This window comes from Nocardia terrae (assembly GCF_009760405.1).
Classification (GTDB): domain Bacteria; phylum Actinomycetota; class Actinomycetes; order Mycobacteriales; family Mycobacteriaceae; genus Nocardia; species Nocardia terrae.
In genome coordinates, this window is sequence record NZ_WRPP01000007.1 from 248117 (window position 1) to 271203 (window position 23087).

General features: G+C 69.4%; 18 protein-coding genes and 1 tRNA gene. 15 read left to right on the forward strand and 4 right to left on the reverse strand.

The window, feature by feature from the left end; all coding sequences use genetic code 11:
- The first annotated feature begins 43 nt into the window (after window positions 1–43).
- The 8 genes from GPX89_RS32015 to GPX89_RS32045 all read left to right on the forward strand — a co-directional run bounded on the left by GPX89_RS32015 (window position 44) and on the right by GPX89_RS32045 (window position 8090).
- The gene (locus GPX89_RS32015; RefSeq protein WP_328602524.1) at window positions 44–1768 is read left to right on the forward strand and encodes an ABC transporter family substrate-binding protein; all 1725 of its coding nucleotides are present in this window, start codon (window positions 44–46) and stop codon (window positions 1766–1768) included.
- Entirely contained in the window at window positions 1765–2658 is an 894-nt protein-coding gene (gene mshB / locus GPX89_RS32020) for an N-acetyl-1-D-myo-inositol-2-amino-2-deoxy-alpha-D-glucopyranoside deacetylase (protein WP_328602525.1), read from the forward strand. The genes GPX89_RS32015 and mshB overlap by 4 nt, the downstream gene beginning before the upstream one ends.
- 10 nt (window positions 2659–2668) lie before the next feature.
- Entirely contained in the window at window positions 2669–2830 is a 162-nt protein-coding gene (locus GPX89_RS44010; protein WP_198347691.1) for a hypothetical protein, read from the forward strand.
- The gene (locus GPX89_RS32025; protein WP_198347692.1) at window positions 2827–3318 is read left to right on the forward strand and encodes a hypothetical protein; all 492 of its coding nucleotides are present in this window, start codon (window positions 2827–2829) and stop codon (window positions 3316–3318) included. The genes GPX89_RS44010 and GPX89_RS32025 overlap by 4 nt, the downstream gene beginning before the upstream one ends.
- Before the next feature lie 104 nt (window positions 3319–3422).
- Window positions 3423–4727 carry an FAD-binding oxidoreductase gene (locus GPX89_RS32030; protein ID WP_157391436.1) on the forward strand — a complete coding sequence of 435 codons (1305 nt, stop codon included), beginning with the start codon at window positions 3423–3425 and terminating at the stop codon, window positions 4725–4727.
- Window positions 4728–4967: 240 nt separating this feature from the next.
- On the forward strand, window positions 4968–7295 hold the full coding sequence (locus GPX89_RS32035) for a sensor histidine kinase (protein ID WP_157391437.1): 2328 nt from the start codon (window positions 4968–4970) through the stop codon (window positions 7293–7295).
- 22 nt (window positions 7296–7317) lie between these two features.
- Window positions 7318–7725, forward strand: a complete 408-nt coding sequence (locus GPX89_RS32040; protein WP_157391632.1) for a roadblock/LC7 domain-containing protein — start codon at window positions 7318–7320, stop codon at window positions 7723–7725.
- Window positions 7722–8090, forward strand: coding sequence for a DUF742 domain-containing protein (locus GPX89_RS32045; protein WP_157391438.1), 369 nt, complete (start codon window positions 7722–7724; stop codon window positions 8088–8090). Before GPX89_RS32040 ends, GPX89_RS32045 begins: the two co-directional genes overlap by 4 nt.
- A gap of 19 nt (window positions 8091–8109) precedes the next feature.
- Here GPX89_RS32045 and GPX89_RS32050 read toward each other — a convergent pair whose 3' ends face one another.
- The 4 genes from GPX89_RS32050 to GPX89_RS32065 form a co-directional block, all read right to left on the reverse strand.
- Window positions 8110–10065, reverse strand: a complete 1956-nt coding sequence (locus GPX89_RS32050) for a GMC family oxidoreductase N-terminal domain-containing protein (RefSeq protein ID WP_157391439.1) — start codon at window positions 10063–10065, stop codon at window positions 8110–8112.
- Window positions 10066–10139: 74 nt separating this feature from the next.
- The gene (locus tag GPX89_RS32055) at window positions 10140–11849 is read right to left on the reverse strand and encodes a PH domain-containing protein (RefSeq protein WP_157391440.1); all 1710 of its coding nucleotides are present in this window, start codon (window positions 11847–11849) and stop codon (window positions 10140–10142) included.
- On the reverse strand, window positions 11846–12352 hold the full coding sequence (locus GPX89_RS32060; protein ID WP_235948568.1) for a PH domain-containing protein: 507 nt from the start codon (window positions 12350–12352) through the stop codon (window positions 11846–11848). Before GPX89_RS32060 ends, GPX89_RS32055 begins: the two co-directional genes overlap by 4 nt.
- A gap of 71 nt (window positions 12353–12423) precedes the next feature.
- The gene (locus GPX89_RS32065) at window positions 12424–13896 is read right to left on the reverse strand and encodes a hypothetical protein (RefSeq protein WP_328602526.1); all 1473 of its coding nucleotides are present in this window, start codon (window positions 13894–13896) and stop codon (window positions 12424–12426) included.
- Between the two features lie 183 nt (window positions 13897–14079).
- Here GPX89_RS32065 and GPX89_RS32070 point away from each other — a divergent pair, with 183 nt between their 5' ends.
- The 7 genes from GPX89_RS32070 (at window position 14080) to GPX89_RS32100 (ending at window position 22967) form a co-directional block, all read left to right on the forward strand.
- Entirely contained in the window at window positions 14080–16695 is a 2616-nt protein-coding gene (locus GPX89_RS32070) for a bifunctional FO biosynthesis protein CofGH (RefSeq protein WP_157391442.1), read from the forward strand.
- Between the two features lie 228 nt (window positions 16696–16923).
- Complete coding sequence (fdxA, locus tag GPX89_RS32075) at window positions 16924–17247, forward strand: ferredoxin (RefSeq protein ID WP_040812194.1); 324 nt, start codon at window positions 16924–16926, stop codon at window positions 17245–17247.
- A gap of 8 nt (window positions 17248–17255) precedes the next feature.
- A complete protein-coding gene (dapC, locus tag GPX89_RS32080; RefSeq protein ID WP_157391443.1) occupies window positions 17256–18362 on the forward strand; it encodes a succinyldiaminopimelate transaminase in 1107 nt (368 codons plus the stop codon).
- A gap of 70 nt (window positions 18363–18432) precedes the next feature.
- Window positions 18433–18506: transfer RNA gene (locus tag GPX89_RS32085), tRNA-Asp, on the forward strand.
- Between the two features lie 254 nt (window positions 18507–18760).
- Window positions 18761–20299, forward strand: coding sequence for a GMC oxidoreductase (locus tag GPX89_RS32090; protein WP_235948571.1), 1539 nt, complete (start codon window positions 18761–18763; stop codon window positions 20297–20299).
- Window positions 20300–20376: 77 nt separating this feature from the next.
- On the forward strand, window positions 20377–22011 hold the full coding sequence (gene pruA, locus GPX89_RS32095) for an L-glutamate gamma-semialdehyde dehydrogenase (protein ID WP_157391445.1): 1635 nt from the start codon (window positions 20377–20379) through the stop codon (window positions 22009–22011).
- The gene (locus GPX89_RS32100; protein WP_157391446.1) at window positions 22008–22967 is read left to right on the forward strand and encodes a proline dehydrogenase family protein; all 960 of its coding nucleotides are present in this window, start codon (window positions 22008–22010) and stop codon (window positions 22965–22967) included. Before pruA ends, GPX89_RS32100 begins: the two co-directional genes overlap by 4 nt.
- Window positions 22968–23087: the final 120 nt, after the last annotated feature.

Consider the following 23087-nt stretch of genomic DNA (forward strand, 5'->3'; position numbering starts at 1 on the left):
CACAGTGAGAACGGGGGCGCGGAAGCGCGCATCGTGGCGCGCGGTGTTTGTGTTGGTGGCGGCCCTCTTGACGGTCGCGACCGGCTGCACCGCGAATCCGCCGCCGCCCATCGAGTCCACGGACAGTCCGAAGACCCAGCCCGCCAAGCCGGGCAAGAACTCGGTCACGGTGGCGGTGGACGACATCGGGATCGGGTTCAATCCGCATCTGCGGTCGCAGCAGTCGCCCGCGACCGCCGCGGTGGCGTCGATGGTGCTGCCGAGCCCGTTCCGGCCGTTTCCGACTCCGGGCGTGCCGGGCGGCACCGATTGGAATCTGGATCCGACGCTGATGGTGTCGGCGGACGTGACGTCGCAGGAACCGTTCACCATCACCTACCAGATCAACAAGGACGCCAACTGGTCCGACGGCGTGCCCATCGCGGCGGAGGACTTCAAGTACCTCTGGCAGCAGATGATCACGCAGCCCGGCGTGGTGGATCCCGCGGGCTATCGGCTGATCTCCGATATCAGTTCGTCGACGGGCGGCAAGACGGTGACGGTCACCATGACCGAGCCGTATCCGGCCTGGCGGCAACTGTTCTCGGATCTGCTGCCCCAGCATCTGATGAAGGACTCCGGTTTCGAGCAGGGCCTCATCGACACGATCCGGATCTCGGGCGGCCAGTTCAAGATCAAGCAGACCGATCGCGGCCGCGAGGAGATCCTGCTCGAGCGCAATGACCGCTACTGGGGTCAGCCGGCGGTGCCGGATCAGATCCTGTTGCGGCGCGGCGGAACTCCCGCGCAGGTGGCCGAGTCGCTGCGGACCGGGGACGCGCAGATGGCGCTGGTGCACGGCGGGGTGGCGCTGCAGGCGCAGCTGGGGGCGATTCCCTCGGTGCGCACGGCCGTGATGGCGCAGGCCCGGGAAATGCAGCTGGTGCTCAACGGCCGCAGCGGGGATCTCGCCGATGTGCGGGTGCGCCGTGCGGTGCTGGCCCTGCTGGATCCCGTGCTGCTGGCCACGGTCGGCGCGCAGACCGGCAGCTGGGTGGAGCCCGCGCGGGCGCAGGTGCTCGCGCCCTCCGACCCGGGCTATGTCGCGACCGAGCCGCCGCGTCCGAACCAGGAGGAGGCGTTCGGGTTGCTGGCCGAGGCCGGATTCGCCCGGGCGGCAGAGGCTCCCGCCACCCAGTCGGCGACTTCGCCCGCGCCGCAACCGCGTCCGCTGGCCAAGAACGGCAAGTCGCTGACCGTTCGGCTGGGCGCGGTGGACGGCGACACCACCGCGCTGGCGGTGGCCAATACCGCCGCGGACCAATTGCGCAGCGCCGGAATCGATGTGATCGTGCGCAGCGTGCCGGCCTCGCAGCTCTACAGCAAGGAACTGACCGACGCGGGCGTGGACGCCGTGGTCGGCTGGGAGCGCACCGGCCAGGACCCGGCGACCGTGCTGGCGTCGCGCTACGGCTGCGCGCCGCTGCCGCTGCCCGGCGACGGCAACGACTCGACGGTGGTGGACGGTGCGAAGAAGTCACCGTCCAATCTGTCGGGCGTGTGTGATCCGACGCTGCAGCCCGCCATCGACACCGCTCTGCGCGGCATCGATGTGGGCAAGGTGATCGGTGACGCCGAACCCAAGCTGTGGGACCTGGCCACGGTGCTGCCGATCATGCAGGACACCCAGGTCGCCGCGGCCGGTCCGCGGGTGGACGGGGCGTCGCTGAGCGGGGCCATCCAGGTCGGCATCTTCGCCGATGCCGCGAACTGGCGGAGGTTGCCGTGATTCCCGCGGGCGTTCGGACACACGGTCTGCTGCTGGTGCACGCGCATCCGGACGACGAGTCCATCACCACCGGCGGCACCATCGCCCACTACCGCAAGCGGGGCGTCCCGGTCACCGTGGTGACCTGCACGCTCGGCGAGGAGGGCGAGGTCATCGGGGACGAGTACGCGCACCTGGTGGCCGGGCAGGCCGATCAGCTGGGCGGCTACCGGATTCTCGAATTGACCAGGGCCCTGGCCGAATTGGACGCCGATCCGCCGCACTTCCTGGGCGGGGCGGGCCGCTGGCGCGACTCGGGGATGGCCGGGACGCCGTCGGCGCGCAATCCCCGGGCCTTCGTCAATTCCGGTGACGCCGCGACCGACGCGCTGGTGCAGGTGATCCTGGAGCTGCGCCCGCGCGTGGTGGTCGGTTACGACCCGCACGGCGGTTACGGGCATCCGGATCACATTCGCGCGCACGAGATCACCATGGCCGCGGTCCACGCCGCCGCGGACTGGGGCTGGACGGTGCCCAAGGTGTACTGGACGGTCACCGACGGCGCGGTGCTGGCCATGCACACCGAGGCGCTCAAGCGCCGCACCGTCGACCAGTTGCCCGGCGCGCTGCCGCGGGGCTGGCGGCTGCCGCATGCGGGCGAATTGGCTTGTGTCCCGGCCGAATCCGTGACCACCACGGTGGATGTCTCGGATGCGCTGGCCGCCAAGCGCGCCGCGCTGCGGGCGCACGCCACCCAGGTGACGGTGGCGCCCTCGGGGCGCGAATTCGCGCTTTCCAACGACATTGCCCAGCCGGTATTACCGGAAGAGCATTACATTTTGGTGCGCGGTGAGCGTGGCCCGCTGGGCCCCGACGGCCGTGAACACGATCTCTTCGCCGGGCTGGAATGAGGACTGAGTCATGAACTACAACTGGGACCTGCAGAATGCGATAGCGGCGTTCGTGGAGAGCCAGCGCCCGTACTTCGAGTGGCAGCACGAGCTGTACCTGTCGGTGCTGTACGGGTTCGTGGACATGCAGAGTCAGCTGCTGACGCTGCTCGGATTCCCGCCGGTGCCGTGACGGCGGCCGTCGGCGCCCGGGTGGGCGATGCGATCGCGGCGACCGGACCGGCCCGCACCGTGCTCAACGCGGTGATCGCCGGGCTGTTGCTGATCGACGCCGTGATCACGCTCGGGCTCGAGGTGCTGTTCCTGCCCCTCTACGCCGGGCAAGCCCACCTGCCGGAACCGACGCCGGTGATGGCCTCCGGACCGCTGGCGTCGACCATGACGGCCGGCGCGATCCCGCTGCCCTTCACGGTCCTGGCCGCCGCGGTGGTGAACGTGCTGCTGGTGGCCGGCATGGGTGTGGTGACCAAGCGGATCGGGGTGATGGCGCTGCCGATTCTGGTGTGGGCCGTCGGCTTCCTGGTCTGCGCCGGCTTCAGCCCCAGCGGTTACGCCCTGCTGATGGGCGACTGGCCGACCATGCTGCTGCTCATCTGCGGCCTGCTGCCGTCGGGCATGTACCTCTACTACCGCGCCACCGCGAGGCTCGCCGGCGCGTGATCCGCGCCGCCCCCGAGAATTGATCTCCCGCAGCGGTGTCACACTTCGCGGTCCTGTCTCGTCCCCTTGCTGAACAGCAATCACGATCAGGAGCGAGGGACACGATGGGATTCGACGAACTGCGCAACACCGTCCGGGGCCGCGTCCTGGAGTCCGGCGACGCGGACTTCGAGCAGGCGGCGCGGCCGTGGAGCATCGCGGTGACGCAGCCGGTGGCGGCCGTGGTCGAGGCCGCGGAGGTCGAGGACGTGGCGGCCGCGGTGCGCTTCGCGGGGGATCAGGGCCGATCGGTGGTGACCCAGCCGACCGGGCACGGTGCTTCCGGCGGGGTGGAGAACGCGATCCTGCTGCGCACCGGGGCGTTGGATCGGCTCGAGATCGATCCGGTGGCGCGGGTGGCGCGGGTCGGCGCGGGGGTGCGCTGGGGTCGGGTGCAGGCGGCCGCGGCCGAGTACGGGCTGACCGGTCTGGCGGGCAGCAATCCGGTGGTCGGCGTGGCCGGATACACGCTGGGCGGCGGCAAGAGCTGGTTCGGCCGCAAGTACGGCTGGGCCTCGAATGCGGTGCGCGCCTTCGAGATCGTGGACGCGCAGGGCCGTCCGGCGCGGGTGACCGCGGACAGCGATCCGGATCTGTTCTGGGCATTGTCCGGCGGCGGTGGCGATTTCGCGGTCGTGACGGGCCTCGAGTTCGAGCTGTTCCCCGCGCCCGGCCTCTACGGCGGCCGCGTCATGTGGACCGCTGACCGTTTGCCGCAGGTGTGGGATGCCTTCCGCGAGTTGACTTCTCAGGCTCCCGAAGAGCTCTCGGTGTGGTTCAGCCGCTTCCAGTTCCCGCAGGCCCCGGAGATGGTCGGCCTGGATCTCGCCTACCTGGGTGATCCCGAGCGGGGCCGGGCGCTGGTATCCGTGCTGGACGCCATCGGCGGCGCGGTCGCCGACAAGCGGACCGTCATGTCGGTGGCCGATCTCGGCGACATCACCACCGAGCCCACCGATCCCAGCCTGGCCATGACCCGCGGTGAGCTGCTGGCCGAGCTGACCCCCGCGGCCGAGAAGATCATTCTCGATACCACCCTGGCCCCGATCACCAGCATTCAGGTCCGCCACCTCGGCGGCGCGCTGGCCCGTCCCGCGGCCGGTGCGCGCGGCGCCCTGTCCGAGTCCTACCTCGTGTCCACGCTGGGTATCGGCCTGCCGCAGCTGCGGGAGGCGGTGCAGGCCAAGCTGACCGGCCTCACCGCCGAGCTCGGCGATCACATCACCGGAAAGAAGCCGTTCACCTTCCTGGCTCCCGGAGAGTCGGCGGCCGACGCGTTCGACGCGGCGACCCTCGACCGGCTGCGCGCGATCAAGCGGGACCGTGACCCGCGCACCGTGATTCGCTCCAACTACCCGGTGCTGGGCTGAGCCGCAGCGGTTCTCGTGCCGCACTTTCCGCCAGGCGTTGTCAACCTGTAGTTCGTTCGGGATCTTTCCGTTATTCTCCGGAGGGAGTAAACGTGGCGTAGCGCTCATTTCGGTACTACGCCACGAGGTGGGGCGCCCCGGCGTTCAGTAGCGGGAAGATTTGCAGTGAGTAGTTGGCGGAATCTCCGCGAATCGGTTGGGTGGCAGCCTGGTTCGGGTGGGGGTGGGGTCCGTGGCTGGTTGAGCGTCCGGGCCCGACTGCTCTCGATCGTGCTCATCTCCAGCGTCACCCTGCTGTTGATCGGCGGTGGTGCGGCCGTCTATCTGGTGAAATCCGCTCGGGCCGCGAAACAGTGGGCCGAACTGGCCAGCAGCACCACCACCCCGGCCATCCTCATGGTGTCGGCCTTCCAGGAGGAGCGGCGGCTCTCGGTGCTGGCGCTGGCGGGCGACGCGGACGCGGGCGACGCGCTGGCCGGCGCGCGCAAGCAGTCGGATGCGGCGCTGGCCGCGGTGATCGCCAAGGGTGATGCGGCCCGCGCCCTCAATCCGGACGGGTCCGCGGCCGATATCGAGGGCTACAACAAGCTTTTCGGCATGGTGACCACCATGCGCGCCGGGGTGGATTCGCGCCAGCTGCCCGCCGATCAGGCCTTCGGCTTCTTCACCCAGGTGATCGGCACCATCATCTCGGCGTCCATGCTGGCGGCCCGGGTCGCGCCGGAGGCCAGGATCGGCATCGAACTGGGTTACGGCGTGGAGCCGTTGCGGGCCGCCGAGGCGCTCTCGCAGGCCGACACCCTGGGCGCGGTGGCCCTGACCACGGGCGAGCTGTCCCCGGCGCAGCTGCTGGAGTTCGGGCACCGGGTCGGCGAGTTCCGCGGCCAGGTGGCCTATGCCGCAACCGTATTGAAGGGCCGGCGGCTGGCCCAGCTGACCGCGATCACCTCGGGCGCGGACTGGCAGCAGGTCACCGCCATGCAGGACGCGATCGAAGTGCGCGGTCCGGTGTCCGACGGCGACGACGGTACGAGCAAGTCGCGCGATTCCCGGTCGAAACCGGCGTCGCTGCCCGTCTCCCTCGGCGCCTGGCAGCTTTCGTCCGCGCAGGTGGGCGGCGCGCTGCAGAAGCTGTGGGAGGACCAGAGCCGCGACGCCCACGTCATCGCGCGCCAGCAGGGCGAGGACGCCACCCGCAACTCGATCATGGGCGGTGCGGCCGTCGCCGCGATCGCGACCATCGCCTTCCTGGCGGCGCTGGTACTGGCCAATCGCTTCATCGGCCGCATGCGCCGATTGCGGCGCGACACTTTGGAATTGGCCGATGAGCGCCTCCCCGCGCTGATCACCCGGATGGGCACCGGCGAGACCGTGGACCCGGCCGAGGTCTCTCGACTCGACTTCGGCACCGACGAGCTGGGTCAGGTGGCGGCGGCGTTCAACCGCGCGCATTCGGCGGCGCTCACCGCCGCGGCGGCCGAGGCGCGCACGCACGCCGGCATCAATGCGGTCTTCCTCAATATCGCGCATCGCAGCCAGGTGGTGGTGCACCGCCAGCTGGCCCTGCTCGATCGCGCCGAGCGCGAGGAACGCAATGCCGATCAGCTCGAATTGCTGTTCCAGCTGGACCATCTCGCGACCCGGGCCCGGCGCAGCGCCGAGAACCTGGTCATTCTGGGCGGCGAGCAGCCGGGTCGCCGCTGGCGCAATCCGGTGGCGCTGGTGGATCTGGTCCGCGGTTCGGTCGCGGAGAGCCTGGACTACACCCGGATCGAAACCGGCCGCATGCCCGAGCAGTACGTCGCCAGCCATGCCGTCGCCGACGTGATCCACCTGCTGGCCGAGCTGATGGACAATGCGACGGCCTGCTCGCCGCCGGAGTCGCCGGTCACCGTGTCGGCCGTGGTGGTCGGCCGCGGGGTGGCGGTGGAGATCACCGACCAGGGGCTCGGCATGTCGGAGGACGAGTACGCGAAGCGCAACGCGCTGCTGGCCGCGCCGCCCGATTTCAGTGTCGCGGCCCTGTCCGGGGATGCCCGGCTCGGGCTGTTCGTGGTCGCGAAACTGTCCGGGCGGCACGGCATCTCGGTGCGGCTGTCGGAATCGGTGTTCGGCGGGACACAGGCCGTGGTGCTGATCCCGACCGCGCTGCTGGTCACGGCGGGCACGGTCGAATTCGCGGGGACGGCCGAACCCGGGGAGGAGCCCGAACCCGAGCTGTTCGGGCGGCCGCTGGTCCGCCCGGCCGATGCGGAGCCGGAACCGGCGGTCCGGCGGTTCGCGCCGCAGGGCGTGATCCGGGAGCCGAGCATCCCCGTCACCGAAATCCGGACACCCGGCCGCTTGTTCGCGCCCCAGGGCAATGGCGTCCGTCCGGATCTGCCTCGCCGCCAGCGGGTTTCGATCGAGCCGTCGCCGGTCGAGCCGATGCCCGCGGCCGACGTGCCCGCCGCCGCGGCCCGTCCGCGCAGCGCCGACGAGGCGCGCAGCCGGATGAGCGCGATCTCGGAGGGCACCCGCCAGGGTCGCCGCCCGGTCCCCGAATCCGATTCGAACCCCCCGCAATAACCCGCTCGACGAGAAGGCGATGATGACCACTTCCCAGCGAATCGACCTCGGCTGGCTCCTCGACGATCTGATCAACGGGCTGCCTCGGGCGCGGTCGGCGGTGCTGCTGTCCACCGACGGCCTGCTGCTCGGCGCCTCCTCCGGGCAGGAGCGTTCGGACGCGGAGCGTTTCGGCGCGATGGCCTCGGCCCTGCACAGCCTCGCCCGCAGCGCCGGTCAGCATTTCCGGGCCGGCGGCGTGCACCAGACGGTGGTGGAGCTCGACGAGGCGGTGCTGTTCATCACCGCCGCGGGCACCAATGCCTGCCTGGCGCTCCTGGCGTCGGACACCGCGGATCTGGGGCTGGTGGCCTACGAGATGAACCAGACCGTGCAGCGCGTCGGCACCCACCTGGGCGTCGACGCGCGCGGCGGTGCGCAACAACCATGACCGGTCCGCGCGAACACTGGTACGAGGAGGACGCGGGTCCGCTGGTCCGTCTCTATGCCGTGACCCGCGGCCGCGGAGCCGACCGCCCCGAATTGCAGCTGGACACCATGGTGGTGGATTCCGGGCGCGGCATCGGTCTGCGGCGGACCGAGCCGGAGTACGCCGTGATCGTGCGACTGTGCCGAAATCCCTTGTCGGTGGCGGAGATATCGGCCCACCTGCGGCTGCCGCTGACCGTGACCAAGGTGCTGATCGGCGACCTCATCGACGACGGGCGGCTGGCCTTCCGTCATCTGCCCGTCGCCTCCGGCGGCTCCGATCTGGGCGTGCTGCAGGCCGTGCTGGCGGGTATCCGGTCGCTCTGAGACCGGATACCCGCGGGTCTCAACTCAGCTGGGCCGCAAGCCTTGTCGCGTTCATGTAGGCGATGGCCTCGATGGACACCATCGGATTGACGCCGGGGGCGGTGGGGAAGCTGGAACCGTCCGCGACGACGATATTGGCCACGTCCCAGGTCGCGCCGTCGGGGTTGGTGGCCGACAGCTCCGCCGATCCGCCCATGCGCGCCGAGCCCATGATGTGCAGCGCGCCCATCGCGCACTGTCCCGGCCCGTAACCGGCCGCCTTCGCGGCGGCGTCGAACTCCGCGACCGAGCCGCGCACGCCCGGCTCGTAGGACACCCCGGCCTGATGCCCGGAGAAGATGCGCCGCGCCCCGGCGGCCTCGAGAATCCGTGCCGCGCCGACGATTCCGGTGTGCAGGTGGGCGGCGTCGTAGTCGGAGAGCCGGTACTTCACGATCGGCTCACCGCTGCCGTCGATGCTCACGGTGCCCGGGTCGCGGTCGCGGGTGATGATGCCGATGGCGTTGGACCGCGCGAAGTCGAGCATGGCGGCCCGGTGGGCGTCCGCGCCCCGCCAGCTCATGAAGCCGGTGGCCAGGCCGGGATGGGTGGGCCCGGTCTCGTAGATGACGCCGTAGCCCTTGCCGTCCAGGTTCGCGTGGTGGCGGCTGATGCGGGACTGCAGCGCGCCCTCCCAGGGCCGGATCTCCTCGTCGAAGACGCCGAAGACCGCGGCGGCCGGATGCAACCGCAGGTAGCGGCCGATGTTCTTGTTGCGCAGGCCCGATCGCCGCAGCAGGGCGGGCGTCTGGATGGCGCCCGCGGCGACCACGACCGCCTTGGCCCGGACCGTGATCTCCGTGCCGTCGGAGGTGAGCGCCGAAACCGCCTCGGCCCGTCCGTTCTTCACTTCGATGCGCCGGACGTTCGCGTCCACCACCAGCCGCGCGCCCTTGGCGGCGGCATCGGCCAGCCAGGTCTTGGTGACCGACTGCTTGGCCCCCAGGCGGCAGCCGTAACCGCAACGCCCGCACTCGATTCCGGCGTCGCAGGCATCGCTGACATTGCGGGGCAGCGTGTCCACGTCCCAGCCCAGCGCCCGCGCGCCGCGGTCGAGGATCTCGTCGCGCGGGGACAGCGGCGAGTGCCGGTCATTGACCCCGAGGCGTTGCGAGACGACGCGCAGCGCGTCGCCGTATTCGTCCGTCGCGAACTGGGGTGTGCCCAGCTCGGCCCACTCCTGCCGGACCGCGTCGGGGGTCGGCAGCGAGGTGCTCCAGTTGACGACGGTGCCGCCGCCCAGGCAGGTGCCGGAGACCAGCGTGATCTGGCCCTCGGCCGAACCGGCCGGGCCGGGGGCGTACAGGCTCGTCAGCCCGGCCAGCTCACCCGTGCCGAAATCCTGGTCGTCGTAATAGTTTCCGCGCTCCAGCACCACCACGTCGAGCCCGGCCGCGGCCAGCACCGTGGCGGCCGTTCCACCGCCCGCGCCCGAGCCGACGATCACCACATCGCAAGTGAGCGTGGTCGATTCGGTGAAGCGCAGGGGCTGCAGCGCCGGTTTCGGCGCGGTGGCCAGCGGTCCGGTCGGGCCCGGGTAGCCGATCTCCTTCCACAGCGGGTTGGCGCCGGAGGGGCCGGGCGTGACGTTGTAGGCCAGCAGCGCAGCGCCTTTCAGCGCCTGGAAGATGGCCCGCACGGGTGCGAGGCGGGAATCGCCGAGCCGGACCAGCGCGGCCTCGCGCTGCTGCTGGGTCAGCGTCGAGAAGCGGCGGAGCCCGCTGCCGGTCAGCAGCCCGGTGAGGCGGGAGTCCCACAGTCCCAGCAGCATTGCCAGCTGCTTCTTGTCGGCCTCGCGCGGGTTGCGGCCCAGGATCTGGAAGATCGTGTCGACCGCGCCGAGCTCGCTCGCCGCCGGCAGCGTCAGCCCGTCGCCGGGAACGAACGTATCGCAGATCATGCCCAGGGCCGCGCAATGCCCGGCTGTTGGTTCCATGCCGAATCCACCCTTCGTAATGCTCGGTGATTTTTACCACGGCGAACCGAATCTGCGCTTACTTTATGTGGCCACTAGCTGGTGGAAGTTTGTGATTCGCTGCGGAATTCGCGATTACATCCCAGCTGCCCCGGGGTAACCGCCTCGATCAGTTCCCAGGCCCGCTCGACCGGCAGGTCGATCACCGCGTACCGCTTCTTGCCCGCGGCCGAGGCGGCGACGACGGTGGCCACGCCCGCCCGGCGCTGGAAGAAGGTCTGCCGCACGGTCCAGCCGATGATGCCGGGGGCCTCGAGGCAGTCGCGGTCGCGGTCGAGGCAGCCGTGGCGGGTGACCAGCCACGCGGGATGGCCGTTCGCCGCCGCGAGCACGGCATGGCCGAGTCCGCGATACCGGTCCCACGCCAGCGCCGCCGCGATCGGCACGGCGAGGGCGAGCACGATCCAGACCCAGGACGGAATATCCGCGCCCGCAAGGGATATCGCGAGCAGGACGACGGCGATGGCCGCCAGCGGTCCGAGCGTGCGGGTGAAGCGGCGGCGCAGGGCGGCCCGCCCGTGGGTAACCAACGGCACGGTGACCGGCGGCGGGGTGGCGATTCCCTCCGCCATCCAGGCCGGCTTCCGGCCGGAATCCGCAGGGGCGGGGTGGATTCCGGGCGCAAGCGCGCCCGAATGACGAGGGGTGGCGTCCAGGAGATGGGCCAGCGTCTCATCGACCGCGGCGCGCGGGGCCTGCGGCAGTATCTTCTGGCGGGGACTGGTGCCCACCATGATGGCTTCGAGCTCGGCGGCCCCGGCCAGGCGCAGCAGCAGCGGCTCGTTGACGGTCGCGCCGCGCAGGCGGGCGAGGTCGAGAGTCGTTTGACGCGTGGTGAACAGGCCGTGCCGGACGGTCAGCGTCTTGCCGTCGTCGTGGACGTTCAGACCGAACCAGGTCATCAGGTAGCGGGCGCAGGCGGCGAGGCTGACGACCACGACCAGGATCACGACCAGCAGGGCGATCACCCCGGCGATGACGGTGGCACCGCGATGCCCGACATCCTGGACGGTCCCGGATTTCAGGAAGACCTGGGCGAAGCCGTACTGGAAGGCCAGACCCACGACGGGCGCGACGATCGCGAAGCCGGTCAGCGACAGCGGCGCGTAGCGCACCCAATCCGGTTGCCAGTGCGCGATTTCCGCCGCCGGGCGACTCGCCTCGGCGTCGGACGCGGTGCTGTCGGGCGTCAGGGCCCGAGACTCGACCGATTCCGCGCTCGCCCCGGTATGCGCGAGCAGGGCCAGCCGCAGGTCCGGCACCAGCTTGGCGTCGAGCGAGTCCAGTTTGAACTGGTCCTTCTTGTCCGCGTGCTGCCCGGTGCCGATGGACAGCACGGCCAGTCCGAGCGCCCGGTGCAGCAGGTCGGCCTGGACATCGACCGAGCGAACCCGGTTGCGCGGCACCGAGAGTCGCTTGCGCTGCAGCAGTCCCGTGCGCAGCTCGACGTTCTCGGGGGTGATCCGGTAGGTGGTGGTGAACCAGCGGGTGAGCGCGAACGCCACGATGACCGCCACCACGGCCAGGCTCCACATGGGGTTGTCGCTGCGCGCGCCCGCGACCAGGGTGGCGATCAGTACCGGGATGTAGCGGACGAGCTCGGTGACCGGGTGGACCAGCAGCATGCGTTTGTCGAGCCGCTGCCAGCTCGCGGCGGCCGGTCCGATCGGTCCCGGCGTGACCGGCGAAAGCACTTCGGTCGGATACGAATCCGGGAACGTGTCCGGATCGTTGGCCTGGCTCATGTGGCATCCCCCCGATGCTGTGCGGCGATCGCGGTCAGCTGCGCGACGGTGTCGCGCGCGTCGGCCAGCGCCAGCGCGCTGATGTGCACCGCCCCCGCCGAGGAGGCGGTGGTGACGGTGACGGTGGCCAGCCCCAGCAGCCGCTCCAGCGGTCCCCGGTAGGTGTCCACGGTCTGCACGCGGGTGATGGGCGCGACCCGGCTCTCCTGGGTGAACCAGCCGGTGCGGGTGTAGACGGCCTCGTCGGTGATCTCCCAGCGGTGGACCGCGTACCGCCACAGCGGTATCACCGCGATGCTGAATACCGCTGCCAGCAGCACGATCCCGAGTACGAGTGCCTGGACACCGCGCCGATTGCTGTCGAACAGCGCCCAGATCCCCAGCCCCGCGACCGGCACCACCCAGGACAATGCGGCGCTGAGCGCCCACAGCAGTTTGGCGCGCGGGCTGGGACGCCGCGACGGGTCGGCCAGGATGCCGCCGGGGGCGAGGGGCTGGGACATGCTGCCCATGCTTGCACGAATCCGCCCCCGGAGGCGGTTGATATGGACCAGGACTGGACGCCCCGGTTCCACTACTTGGGCGTGATGCGGTACAGGCCGGTCGTGGTGCCCTGGTACTGGATTCGGCCCGGCGCGATGGTGCCGACCATCTGCAGAGTGTCGTTCACAGTTGTCGCGCCGACGAACTGCTCGGTGTCGAGGTGACCGGTGTTGGCGTCGATCACCGCGAAGGAGTAGTTGTCGGTCACGCCCGCGCTGCCGCTGCCGAGACTGCTGCTGCCGCTGCCCAGCGCACCGCTGCCGCTGCCCAGCAGGGAGTGCCGGGTGAAGGTGTAGATCTTGCCGTCCGGGACGGACAGCCGCGGCACCGCCGAGGACGGCACGGTATTGGTCCAGACCACGGTGCAGCCCGAGCCCGTCACGTCGATGCGGGTCATGCCGCCCGAAATCGGCGCGCTCGCGGGCTGACTGGGCCCGGCGTCGGCGGGCAGCGCCGGATACGGGTAGCCGTAGCTGCTGGCCACGAACACGCTGTTGCCCGAGCCGATGGGCGAGTTCTCGGTCCCGTCGATCGCGGGCACCGAGCAGATCTGCTGACCGGTGGCGGAGTTGTAGACGAGCAGGTTCTCCTTGGGCGACGCGTTGTCGGTGATGGCCAGGTACTCGGTGCCGTCGCCGGGGCCGAAGAAGGTCGGCGTCGCCCCGGTGCCCCAGCTCAGTTGGCCGGGCTTGCGGGCCGGCCCGCGGTCGTAGCCCTGCCGCCACACGATCTGCGGGTTGCCGCTCGCATCCACGTTCAGCAGGTACAGCGCGTGGTCGGTGGCCACCGCCATGCCCTCGGGCGCGGTGGCGATGCTGTTGGCCACCAGCTCGCCGGGCGCGAGCACGATCGAGCGCGCGGAGCCGTCGGGGTTCACGAACCCGGCCGCGGCATTGTCGGTGGCGAACCACACCCGGCCCTGGTAGTCGGGGGAGACCGAACTGACCTCGTCGCAGGTGCCGCCGCCGCAGTGCCCGGCAACCGCCTGCGTCACATCGGTTTTCGAGGCGATCGACAGCGACCACGAGCCGTCCGCGCCGCGCTGGTGCCCGATGCGCAGCAGGCTGCCGGAGCCGTCGACGGTGACCATCCGGTCGTTGTTGTCGAGGTAGGCGTAGACCCCGCCGAGCAGGCTGCCCTTGGTGAGGTCGAGTTTGGCGAGGGTATTGCCGCTGCCCGGGTCCAGCAGCAGCACTTCCGGCGCGCGGTCGGTGATCTTGGTGCACAGCGCCTGCGGGAAGCCGTCGGCCCCTTGCAGGATGGTCGGGCAGGCCGCGCCCTGCTCGTGGAAGTCGGCATCGACGCCGCCGGTGCCGACACCGGGCAGCGGGGTGGTGTCGGAGGCCTCGGAGTCGCCGTGCATGGTCGCGGTGCCCACCGGTCCCAGATACGGATTGGCCGGCGGCAGGGGCCCGAACGCGGCTGCGGTGCTGGTGGCGATGGTCAGCAGGGCGGTGGCGGACAGCCCCGCGACGACGGCGGCGCGGCGGATTCTCGCGAGCACGAAGGTCTCTCCCTACTTCTTCTGTGAAGCGAACGCCCGCGAGGCTATTTCACCGCGACTGAAATTTGAACAGTTGATCTCAGTGAGTACGAATACTCGCATCGTGGGCTCGGAATAACGGCACGGGGAGGACGGTTTGCCCGTTCCATGGCACCCGAGTCGGATAAGTCGGATGGATGGCGCATGATCGATGGCGTGACGGATCTAGCGAACCCGAGCGTGCCGCCCGCCCCGCCGAGTGACTCGGCCATGCGCCGGGCGCTGCGCCGGGCTCGGGACGGCGCGACGCTCAACCTCGACGAGGCCGTGGTGCTGCTCCACGCGCGGGGCGCGCAGCTCGAGGATCTGACCGCCTCGGCCGCGCGGGTGCGCGACGCCGGGCTGCGCGAAACAGGGTACGCGGGGGAGACGCTCCCGATCACCTACTCCCGCAAAGTGTTCATCCCCATTACGCATCTGTGTCGCGACAAGTGCCACTACTGCACCTTCGTCACCGTGCCCGGCAAGCTGCGGGCGCAGGGCAAGGGCATGTACATGGAGCCCGACGAGATTCTCGAGGTCGCCCGTCAGGGCGCCGAACTCGGTTGCAAGGAAGCGCTTTTCACCCTCGGCGACCGCCCGGAGGAGCGCTGGCCCGAGGCCCGGCAGTGGCTCGACGAGCGCGGCTACGACTCCACCCTGGACTACGTGCGCGCCATGGCGATTCGCGTGCTGGAGGAGACGGGCCTGCTGCCGCACCTGAATCCGGGCGTGATGAGCTGGGAGGAGCTCTCGCGGCTCAAGCCGGTCGCGCCGTCCATGGGCATGATGCTCGAGACCACCTCGACCCGGCTGTTCACCGAACCCGGTCAGGCGCACTACGGTTCGCCGGACAAGGACCCGGCCGTGCGCCTGCGCGCGCTGACCGATGCCGGTCGGCTATCGGTGCCGTTCACCACCGGCATCCTGGTCGGGATCGGCGAGAACCTGACCGAGCGCGCCGAGTCCATCCTCGCGATCCGCAAGGTGCACAAGGCGTTCGGCCACGTGCAGGAAGTCATCGTGCAGAACTTCCTGGCCAAGCAGAACACCGCCATGCGCGACACCCCGGACGCCGATCTGGAGGAGTTCCGGGCCACCATCGCGGTGGCCCGATTGCTGCTCGGACCGAAGATGCGCATCCAGGCCCCGCCGAACCTGGTGTCGCTGGACGAATGCCGGGCGCTCATCGCGGCGGGCATCGACGACTGGGGCGGGGTGTCCCCGCTGACCCCCGACCACGTGAATCCGGAACGGCCCTGGCCGAATCTGGAGACCCTCGCGCAGGTCACCGCCGAGGCCGGTTACGTGCTCACCGAGCGCATCACCGCACACCCGAAGTACGTGCTGGCCGGGCATCCGTGGATCGATCCGCGTGTCTCCAAACACGTTGCCGCCCTGATGGATCCGAAGACCGGCCTGGCCGCCGACGTGAAGCCGTCCGGCCTGCCCTGGCAGGAGCCCGACCACGACTGGGAATCCGTCGGCCGCATCGATCTCAACACCGCCATCGACTCCGAGGGCCGGCTCACCGAATCCCGCAGCGACTCCGGCATTGCCGATGATTCGCTGGGAGCCTTCGGCGACTGGGAGAGCATTCGCGAGCAGGTGCACGAGCTGGCCGCCGCCGCGCCCGAGCGCTTCGACGCCGACGTGATGGCCGCGCTGCGCGCGGCCGAGAAGAACCCGGCCGGGCTGTCCGACGACCAGTACCTGGCGCTGGCCACCGCCGACGGCCCCGCGCTCGAGGCCATCACCGCGCTGGCCGATCAGCTGCGCCGCGACACCGTGGGCGACGACGTCACCTACATCGTCAACCGGAACATCAACTTCACCAATATCTGCTACACCGGCTGCCGCTTCTGCGCGTTCGCACAGCGCAAGGGCGACGCCGACGCCTTCAGCCTGAGCCCGTCCGAGGTCGCCGACCGCGCCTGGGAGGCGTGGGTCGAGGGCGCGACGGAGATCTGCATGCAGGGCGGCATCGACCCCGAGCTACCGGTCACCGGCTATGCGGATCTGGTGCGGGCCATCAAGGAGCGCGTGCCCGAGATGCACGTGCACGCCTTCAGCCCGATGGAGATCGTGAACGGCGCGTCCCGCGGCGGCCAGTCCGTGCACGACTGGCTCGCGGCGCTGAAAGAGGCCGGGCTGGGCTCGATTCCGGGCACGGCCGCCGAGATCCTCGACGACGAGGTGCGCTGGGTGCTCACCAAGGGCAAGCTGCCCACCTCGGCCTGGATCGACGTCATCACCACCGCGCACAAGCTGGGCATCCGCTCCAGCTCGACCATGATGTACGGGCACGTGGACAACCCGAAGCACTGGGTCGGCCACCTGAACGTGCTGCGCGGAATCCAGGACGAGACGGGCGGTTTCACCGAATTCGTGCTGCTGCCCTTCGTGCACCAGTCCGCCCCGCTCTACCTCGCCGGCGCCTCCCGCCCGGGCCCGACCGTGCGCGACAACCGCGCCGCGCACGCCCTGGCCCGAATCATGTTGCACGGCCGAATCGAGAATATTCAGACCAGCTGGGTCAAACTTGGTATCAAGGGAACCCAGTTGATGCTGAATGGTGGTGCCAACGACCTCGGCGGCACGCTCATGGAGGAGACCATCTCCCGCATGGCCGGATCCGAGCACGGCTCCGCCAAAACGGTCGAGGAACTGACGGAGATCGCGTCGGGTATCGGCCGCCCGGTAAGGCAGCGCACCACCACCTACGGTGTGGCGCCGAACCGGGTACGCTCCCAGCTCTCAGCGACGCTGCTGGGAAGCTGAGGGATGCCGAACCAACTCGCAGCGTTCGGAACGTGACAACTGATTTCGCTGCGCCGGGGGTACCTCACCGGGTACGTCCAAAATCGGTTCGGCTCCCCGCCGCCTGTACGGGTTGCCAACGGTGAGCGGCTCCGAGCCGCCCGCTGAAGTCTCGGGGAGGCGGGGGAGTATAGGGTTTTCGCCGGGCGGAGTTCATCCCGCATGTGAGGACAGACTAGGAGAGCGGCAGTGCCGTACATCATCGCTGAACCGTGCGTTGACGTGAAGGACAAGGCGTGCATCGAGGAATGCCCCGTGGACTGCATCTACGAGGGCGGCCGCATGCTGTACATCCAACCGGACGAGTGCGTGGACTGTGGTGCGTGTGAACCGGTCTGCCCGGTGGAAGCCATCTTCTACGAAGACGACACCCCGGATCAGTGGGCCGGTTACGTGAACGCCAACGTCGACTTCTTCGACGACCTGGGCTCCCCGGGCGGCGCCACCAAGGTCGGCAAGGTCGACTACGACCCGCCGTTCATCGCCGCGCTACCGCCGATGGCCAGCGAGTAGGACGAGATTTGACCGCGCGTGGCCGGGTCAGCGCTCTGCTACCCGATTTCCCCTGGGACACCATCGCTTCCGTGAAGGCGAAGGCCGCTTCGCATCCGGACGGCATCGTCGACCTCTCGGTCGGGACACCGGTCGATCCGGTGGATCCGCTGATCCGCGAGGCACTCTCGTCGGTGGCGGAGGTGCCCGGGTATCCGACCACGCACGGCACGCCCGAATTGCGCGAAGCCGTTGTCGCGGCGCTGAAGCGGCGATTCGGGATCACCGGGGTGGACCCGGCCGCCGTGCTGCCCGCCATCGGCACCAAGGAGCTGATCGCGGGGCTGCCGCGGCTGCTGGGCCTGGGGGCCTCGGATCTGGTCGTCATCCCGGAGGTCGCCTACCCGACCTACGAGGTGGGCGCGCTGCTCGCCGGCGCGCGCTACCTGCGTGCCGACTCGACGGTCCAGCTCGGTCCCGAGCGGCCGGCGCTGATCTTCCTCAACTCGCCGTCCAACCCGACCGGCAAGGTGCTGGGCGTCGACCACCTGCGCAAGGTGGTGCGCTTCGCCCGCGAACGCGGGGCCATCGTCGCCTCCGACGAGTGCTACCTCGGCCTGGACTGGGGCCGCGACGCGGTGTCCATCCTCGATCCCGAGGTGTGCGGTCGCGACCACACCGGCTTGCTGGCCATCCATTCGCTGTCCAAGACCTCGAATCTGGCGAGCTACCGGGCCGGTTTCGTGACCGGTGACCCGGAGCTGGTGGCGGAGTTGCTCGAGGTGCGCAAGCACTCGGGCATGATGCTGCCGTACCCGATCCAGGCGGCCATGACCGCGGCCCTCGGCGACGACACCCACGAGGTCGAGCAAAAGGACCGCTACCGCGCGCGGCGGGTGGTGCTGCGAGATGCCCTGGAGCGTGCGGGTTTCCGTATCGACGACTCCGACGCGGGCCTGTACCTCTGGTCCACGCGCGGCGAGCCGTGTCGCACGACCCTGGATTGGCTGGCCGAGCGCGGCATCCTGGCGGCCCCGGGCGAGTTCTACGGCCCGCGCGGCAATCAGCATGTGCGCATTGCCCTTACCGCCACCGACGAGCGCATCGCCGCGGCCGCTGATCGCCTGACCAGCTGATTTTCCGTTACCACCGGGCCCGTGATACCGTCTACGACGTTGCGAGGCCCGGTGGCCTGGTTCCATGCAAGGCCCTGTGGCGCAGTTGGTTAGCGCGCCGCCCTGTCACGGCGGAGGTCGCGGGTTCGAGTCCCGTCAGGGTCGCTCTCTGTATCGAAGTTCAAGCCCTCCTCTCGGAGGGCTTTTTCTTTTTCTGAACTCGATCTTTCCCGAAACTGACCCGTAGGTCTTTCACAACGCCTATAACAGGTTCTCATCGCAACTCGATGAGGAGTCTTTCAGTGCGTGGTCCATCTTATGAAACCCCCGGTAAGAGTGTCTTCGGCAGTAATGTCAGCCGACGCGGGTTCCTAGCTGCAACAGGTGTCATTCTGGGGGCGGCTGCGCTACTACCGAAGATGCCATCGGCGCGGGCCCTACCCACCGGCTCGATCAATGACGGCGACACCATGCCGATCCTGGTCATCGGCACCGGCTACGGCGGCGCGGTCGCGGCCCTGCGGCTGGCCCAGGCCGGGCAGAGCGTCGTCATGGTCGAGAAGGGCATGTCCTGGACCCAGCCCGGCTCGGACGGCAAGGTCTTCTGCAACATGCTCAACCCGGACGGCCGGTCCTTCTGGCTGCGCACCGAGACCGTCCAGCCCATCAACCACTTCATGGGCGCGCCCTACGACAAGGCCATCTCCAACTACACCGGCGTCCTGGACGCCGAGCAGTTCAGCGGGATTCGGATCTACCAGGGCCGCGGCGTCGGCGGCGGCTCGCTGGTCAACGGCGGCATGGCGGTGACGCCCAAGCAGGAGAACTTCGCGAGCATCCTGCCGTCGGTGGACGCGGCCTCGATGTACAGCACCTACTATCCGCGGGCCAATGCCGGGCTGAAGGTGAACAACGTCGACCAGACCTGGTGGCAGTCCGCCGACTGCTACCAGTTCGCACGGGTCGGGAAGAAAACGGCCGAGGCTTCCGGGTTTTCGACGACTTTCGTGCCGAACGTCTACGACTTCAACTACATGAAGCAGGAGCAGGCCGGCACCGCGACGCGATCGGCGCTCAACGCCGAGGTCATCTACGGCAACAACTACGGCAAGAACTCCCTCGACAAGACGTATCTGGCGGCGGCCTCGGGCACCGGCAAGGTGACCATCGTGCCGCAGCACAACGTCACCGCGGTCTCGCCCGCCAATGGCGGCGGGTTCTCGGTGGTCATGAACCAGATAGACACCAGCGGCAATACCGTCAAGACGAAAACCGTTACGGCGCAGAAGGTCTTCTTCGCGGCGGGCAGCGTGGGCACCAGCAAATTGCTGGTCACCCAGAAGGCCACCGGCAAGCTGCCCAACCTGCCCGACTCGGTCGGCACCGGCTGGGGCAACAACGGCAATGTCATGGTGGCCCGGCAGAACCAGGCCTGGGACGCCACCGGCAGCCTGCAGTCCTGCATTCCGACCCTCGGCATCGACAACTGGGCCGACAGCGGCGGTCCGGCGTTCGCGGAGATCTCGCCGTTCCCGGCGGGCATCGAGACCTTCGCCAGCCTGTACCTGGCCATCACCAAGAACCCGAACCGCGGCACCTTCTCCTACAACTCGGGTTCCGGTGGCGTGGACCTGAACTGGCAGACCGCCTGGAACCAGCCCAGTATCGACTGCGCCAAGCGCATCTTCGACCCGATCAACACCAAACAGGCCACCATCTACCGGACCGACCTGTTCGGCGAATACAAGACCTGGGGTGACGATTTCGCCTACCACCCGCTGGGCGGCTGCGTGATCAACGTGTCCACCGACAACTACGGGCGGCTCACCCCGTACCCGGGCCTGTACGTCATCGACGGCTCGCTGATCCCGGGTCTCACCACCGTCAACCCGTTCGTCACCATCACCGCGTTGGCCGAACGCAATATCGAGAACATCATCGCCAACGACTTCAAGTGACGGAGATTTTCCGATGAAGGGCGGGGTCGGAGCGTGTTCGTTCCGGCCCGGCCCGGGCTATCGCGTTAGCCTGGGATATGGACGCTGTCACGGTTGTCCCTGCTCCCGCCAATGAACCGGTGCACACCTACGCTCCGGGCAGCCGCGAACGCGAGCTGCTGACCGGCAAGCTCGCCGATCTCTCCGCCGAATCCGTCGACGTGCCGCTCGTGATCGGCGGCAAGCATCAGCCCGGCGGCGGCGAACGGCTCAACATCACGATGCCGCACCGGCATCGGCACGTACTCGGGACCTACACCAATACCACTCACGACGAAGCGCGCGCGGCCGTCGCCGCCGCCACGGCCGCCGCGCCCGGCTGGCGGGCCCTGCCCTTCGAGGAACGGGCCGCGGTCCTGCTGCGGGCCGCCGACCTGCTCGCCGGGCCCTGGCGCGAGACCATCGCCGCCGCCACCATGCTCGGGCAGTCGAAGACGGTGCAGCAGGCCGAAATCGACGCGCCCTGCGAACTGGTCGACTTCTGGCGGTTCAATGTCGCGTTCGCCCGGCGGATTCTGCGGGAACAGCCGGAATCGGCTGCGGGGGTGTGGAATCGGATGGACTACCGGCCGCTGGAAGGCTTCGTCTACGCCATCACGCCGTTCAACTTCACCGCCATCGCCGGGAACCTGCCGACCGCACCCGCCCTGATGGGCAATACCGTGGTCTGGAAACCTTCGCCGACACAGCAGCTTTCGGCGTACTACACGATGCTGTTGCTGGAAGAGGCGGGCCTGCCGCCCGGCGTCATCAATATGGTGACCGGCGACGGCGCGAAGCTCTCGGAGGTCGTGCTGGCCGATCCGAAGCTGGCGGGCATCCACTTCACCGGATCCACCCGCACCTTCCAGTACCTGTGGCAGAGCGTGGGCTCGAATATCGGCCGCTACCACGGATATCCGCGACTGGTAGGGGAGACCGGCGGCAAGGACTTCATTCTCGCTCACCCCTCCGCCGATCCGGATGCCTTGCGTACGGCCATGATTCGCGGGGCCTACGAGTATCAGGGGCAGAAGTGCTCGGCCGCGTCGCGGGCCTACATCGCCAAGTCGGTGTGGCAGCGGATGGGGGAGGACTTCCTGTCCGAAGTGGAGTCGCTGACCTACGGTGACGTCGCCGACCTGTCGAATTTCGGTGGGGCCGTGATCGACAGCCGCGCCTACCTGAAATGCGAGGCGGCCATCGATCGGGCCAAGGGCGCCGGAATCGACATCGTGGGCGGCGGGTGCGACGACAGCGAGGGCTGGTTCGTGCGCCCCACGGTCCTGCTCGGTGACGACCCCGGCGACGAGGCCTTCGCCACCGAGTACTTCGGCCCGATCCTGTCGGTCTACGTCTACGACGACAGCGCCCCGGACTCCTTCGCCGACATCCTCGACATCGTGGACTCCACCTCGCCCTACGCCCTGACCGGCGCGATCTTCGCCCGCGACCGCCAGGCCGTGGAATCCGCCTCGACCGCACTGCGATTCGCCGCCGGCAACTTCTACATCAATGACAAGCCCACCGGCGCGGTCGTCGGCCAGCAGCCCTTCGGCGGCGCGCGCGCCTCCGGAACCGACGACAAGGCGGGCTCCTACCTCAACCTGCTGCGCTGGGTCGCGCCCCGGACCTTGAAGGAAACCTTCGTTCCCCCCACCGATTACCGCTACCCCCACATGGAGGTGCGATGAACCCGCTACGTCCGGCGATCCTGGCGGCGGCCGGATCGTCCAAGCTGAAGGACGCCATCACCCGGGTCCCGGTCACCGCGGCCGTGGTCCGGCGCTTCGTGGCCGGGGAGGCCCGCGCCGACCTGGTCCCGGTGGCGACCGCGCTGCTGGAGAGCGGCCGCTCGGTCAGCGTCGACTTCCTCGGCGAGTACACCACCGACCGCGCCCAGGCCGATGCCGCGGTGACGGAATATCTTTCGCTCATCGACGACCTCGCCGAGGTCGACCACGCGGTACCCGGCGCGCACTCCGAGATCCCCCGGGTGGAGGTCTCGCTCAAGCTGTCGGCGCTGGGCCAGTCGCTGGGGCAGGACGGCCCGGCCATCGCCGCGGAGAATCTGCACAAGCTGTGCACCAAGGCCGTCGAACGCCACGTCTGGGTGACCGTCGACGCCGAGGACCACACCACCACCGAGGACACCCTGGACGCGGTCCGGCTGGCGCGCGCCGAATTCCCTTGGCTCGCGGTGGCTTTGCAGACCTACCTGCGCCAGGCCGAGGACAATGCCCGCGACCTGGCCACCGACGGCACCCGAATCCGCCTGTGCAAGGGCGCGTATCAGGAACCCGCGACCGTCGCCTACCGCCGCCGCGCCGAGGTCGACGCCTCCTACCTGCGCTGCCTGGACGTCCTCATGCGCGACGCCTGGTACCCGATGATCGCCTCCCACGACCCGGCCATGATCGCCGCCGCCTTGACCCTGGCCTCCGAGAACAACCACAGCCCGGGCGATTACGAGTTCCAGATGCTCTACGGCATCCGCGACGACGAACAACGCCGCCTGGTCTCCGAAGGCCATGCCCTGCGCGTCTACATCCCCTACGGCACCCAGTGGTACGGCTACCTCATGCGCCGCCTCGCCGAACGCCCCGCCAACCTGGCCTTCTTCCTCCGAGCCCTCACGGACCGCGCCTGAAGCTCGTGCGGCGGACCGAGAGCCCACCCCGCCCACCGGGGTTCAGAGGCGAGACCTTGGGGGTTGGTCGCACCCTGGTCGGCCGCGATCGAAGGTCGTGCGGCGGGCCGGGAGTCCTCG

Excerpts from the sequence above, each read along its gene's own strand:
- GPX89_RS32045 (WP_157391438.1), top strand. The coding sequence starts at position 7,722 with ATGACCGGTCCGCGCGAACACTGGTACGAGGAGGACGCGGGTCCGCTG.
- GPX89_RS44010 (WP_198347691.1), top strand. The coding sequence starts at position 2,669 with ATGAACTACAACTGGGACCTGCAGAATGCGATAGCGGCGTTCGTGGAG.
- GPX89_RS32100 (WP_157391446.1), top strand. The coding sequence starts at position 22,008 with ATGAACCCGCTACGTCCGGCGATCCTGGCGGCGGCCGGATCGTCCAAG.
- GPX89_RS32070 (WP_157391442.1), top strand. The coding sequence starts at position 14,080 with ATGATCGATGGCGTGACGGATCTAGCGAACCCGAGCGTGCCGCCCGCC.
- GPX89_RS32090 (WP_235948571.1), top strand. The coding sequence starts at position 18,761 with ATGCCATCGGCGCGGGCCCTACCCACCGGCTCGATCAATGACGGCGAC.
- pruA (WP_157391445.1), top strand. The coding sequence starts at position 20,377 with ATGGACGCTGTCACGGTTGTCCCTGCTCCCGCCAATGAACCGGTGCAC.
- GPX89_RS32060 (WP_235948568.1), bottom strand. The coding sequence starts at position 12,352 with ATGTCCCAGCCCCTCGCCCCCGGCGGCATCCTGGCCGACCCGTCGCGG.
- GPX89_RS32050 (WP_157391439.1), bottom strand. The coding sequence starts at position 10,065 with ATGGAACCAACAGCCGGGCATTGCGCGGCCCTGGGCATGATCTGCGAT.
- GPX89_RS32030 (WP_157391436.1), top strand. The coding sequence starts at position 3,423 with ATGGGATTCGACGAACTGCGCAACACCGTCCGGGGCCGCGTCCTGGAG.
- GPX89_RS32040 (WP_157391632.1), top strand. The coding sequence starts at position 7,318 with ATGACCACTTCCCAGCGAATCGACCTCGGCTGGCTCCTCGACGATCTG.
- GPX89_RS32055 (WP_157391440.1), bottom strand. The coding sequence starts at position 11,849 with ATGAGCCAGGCCAACGATCCGGACACGTTCCCGGATTCGTATCCGACC.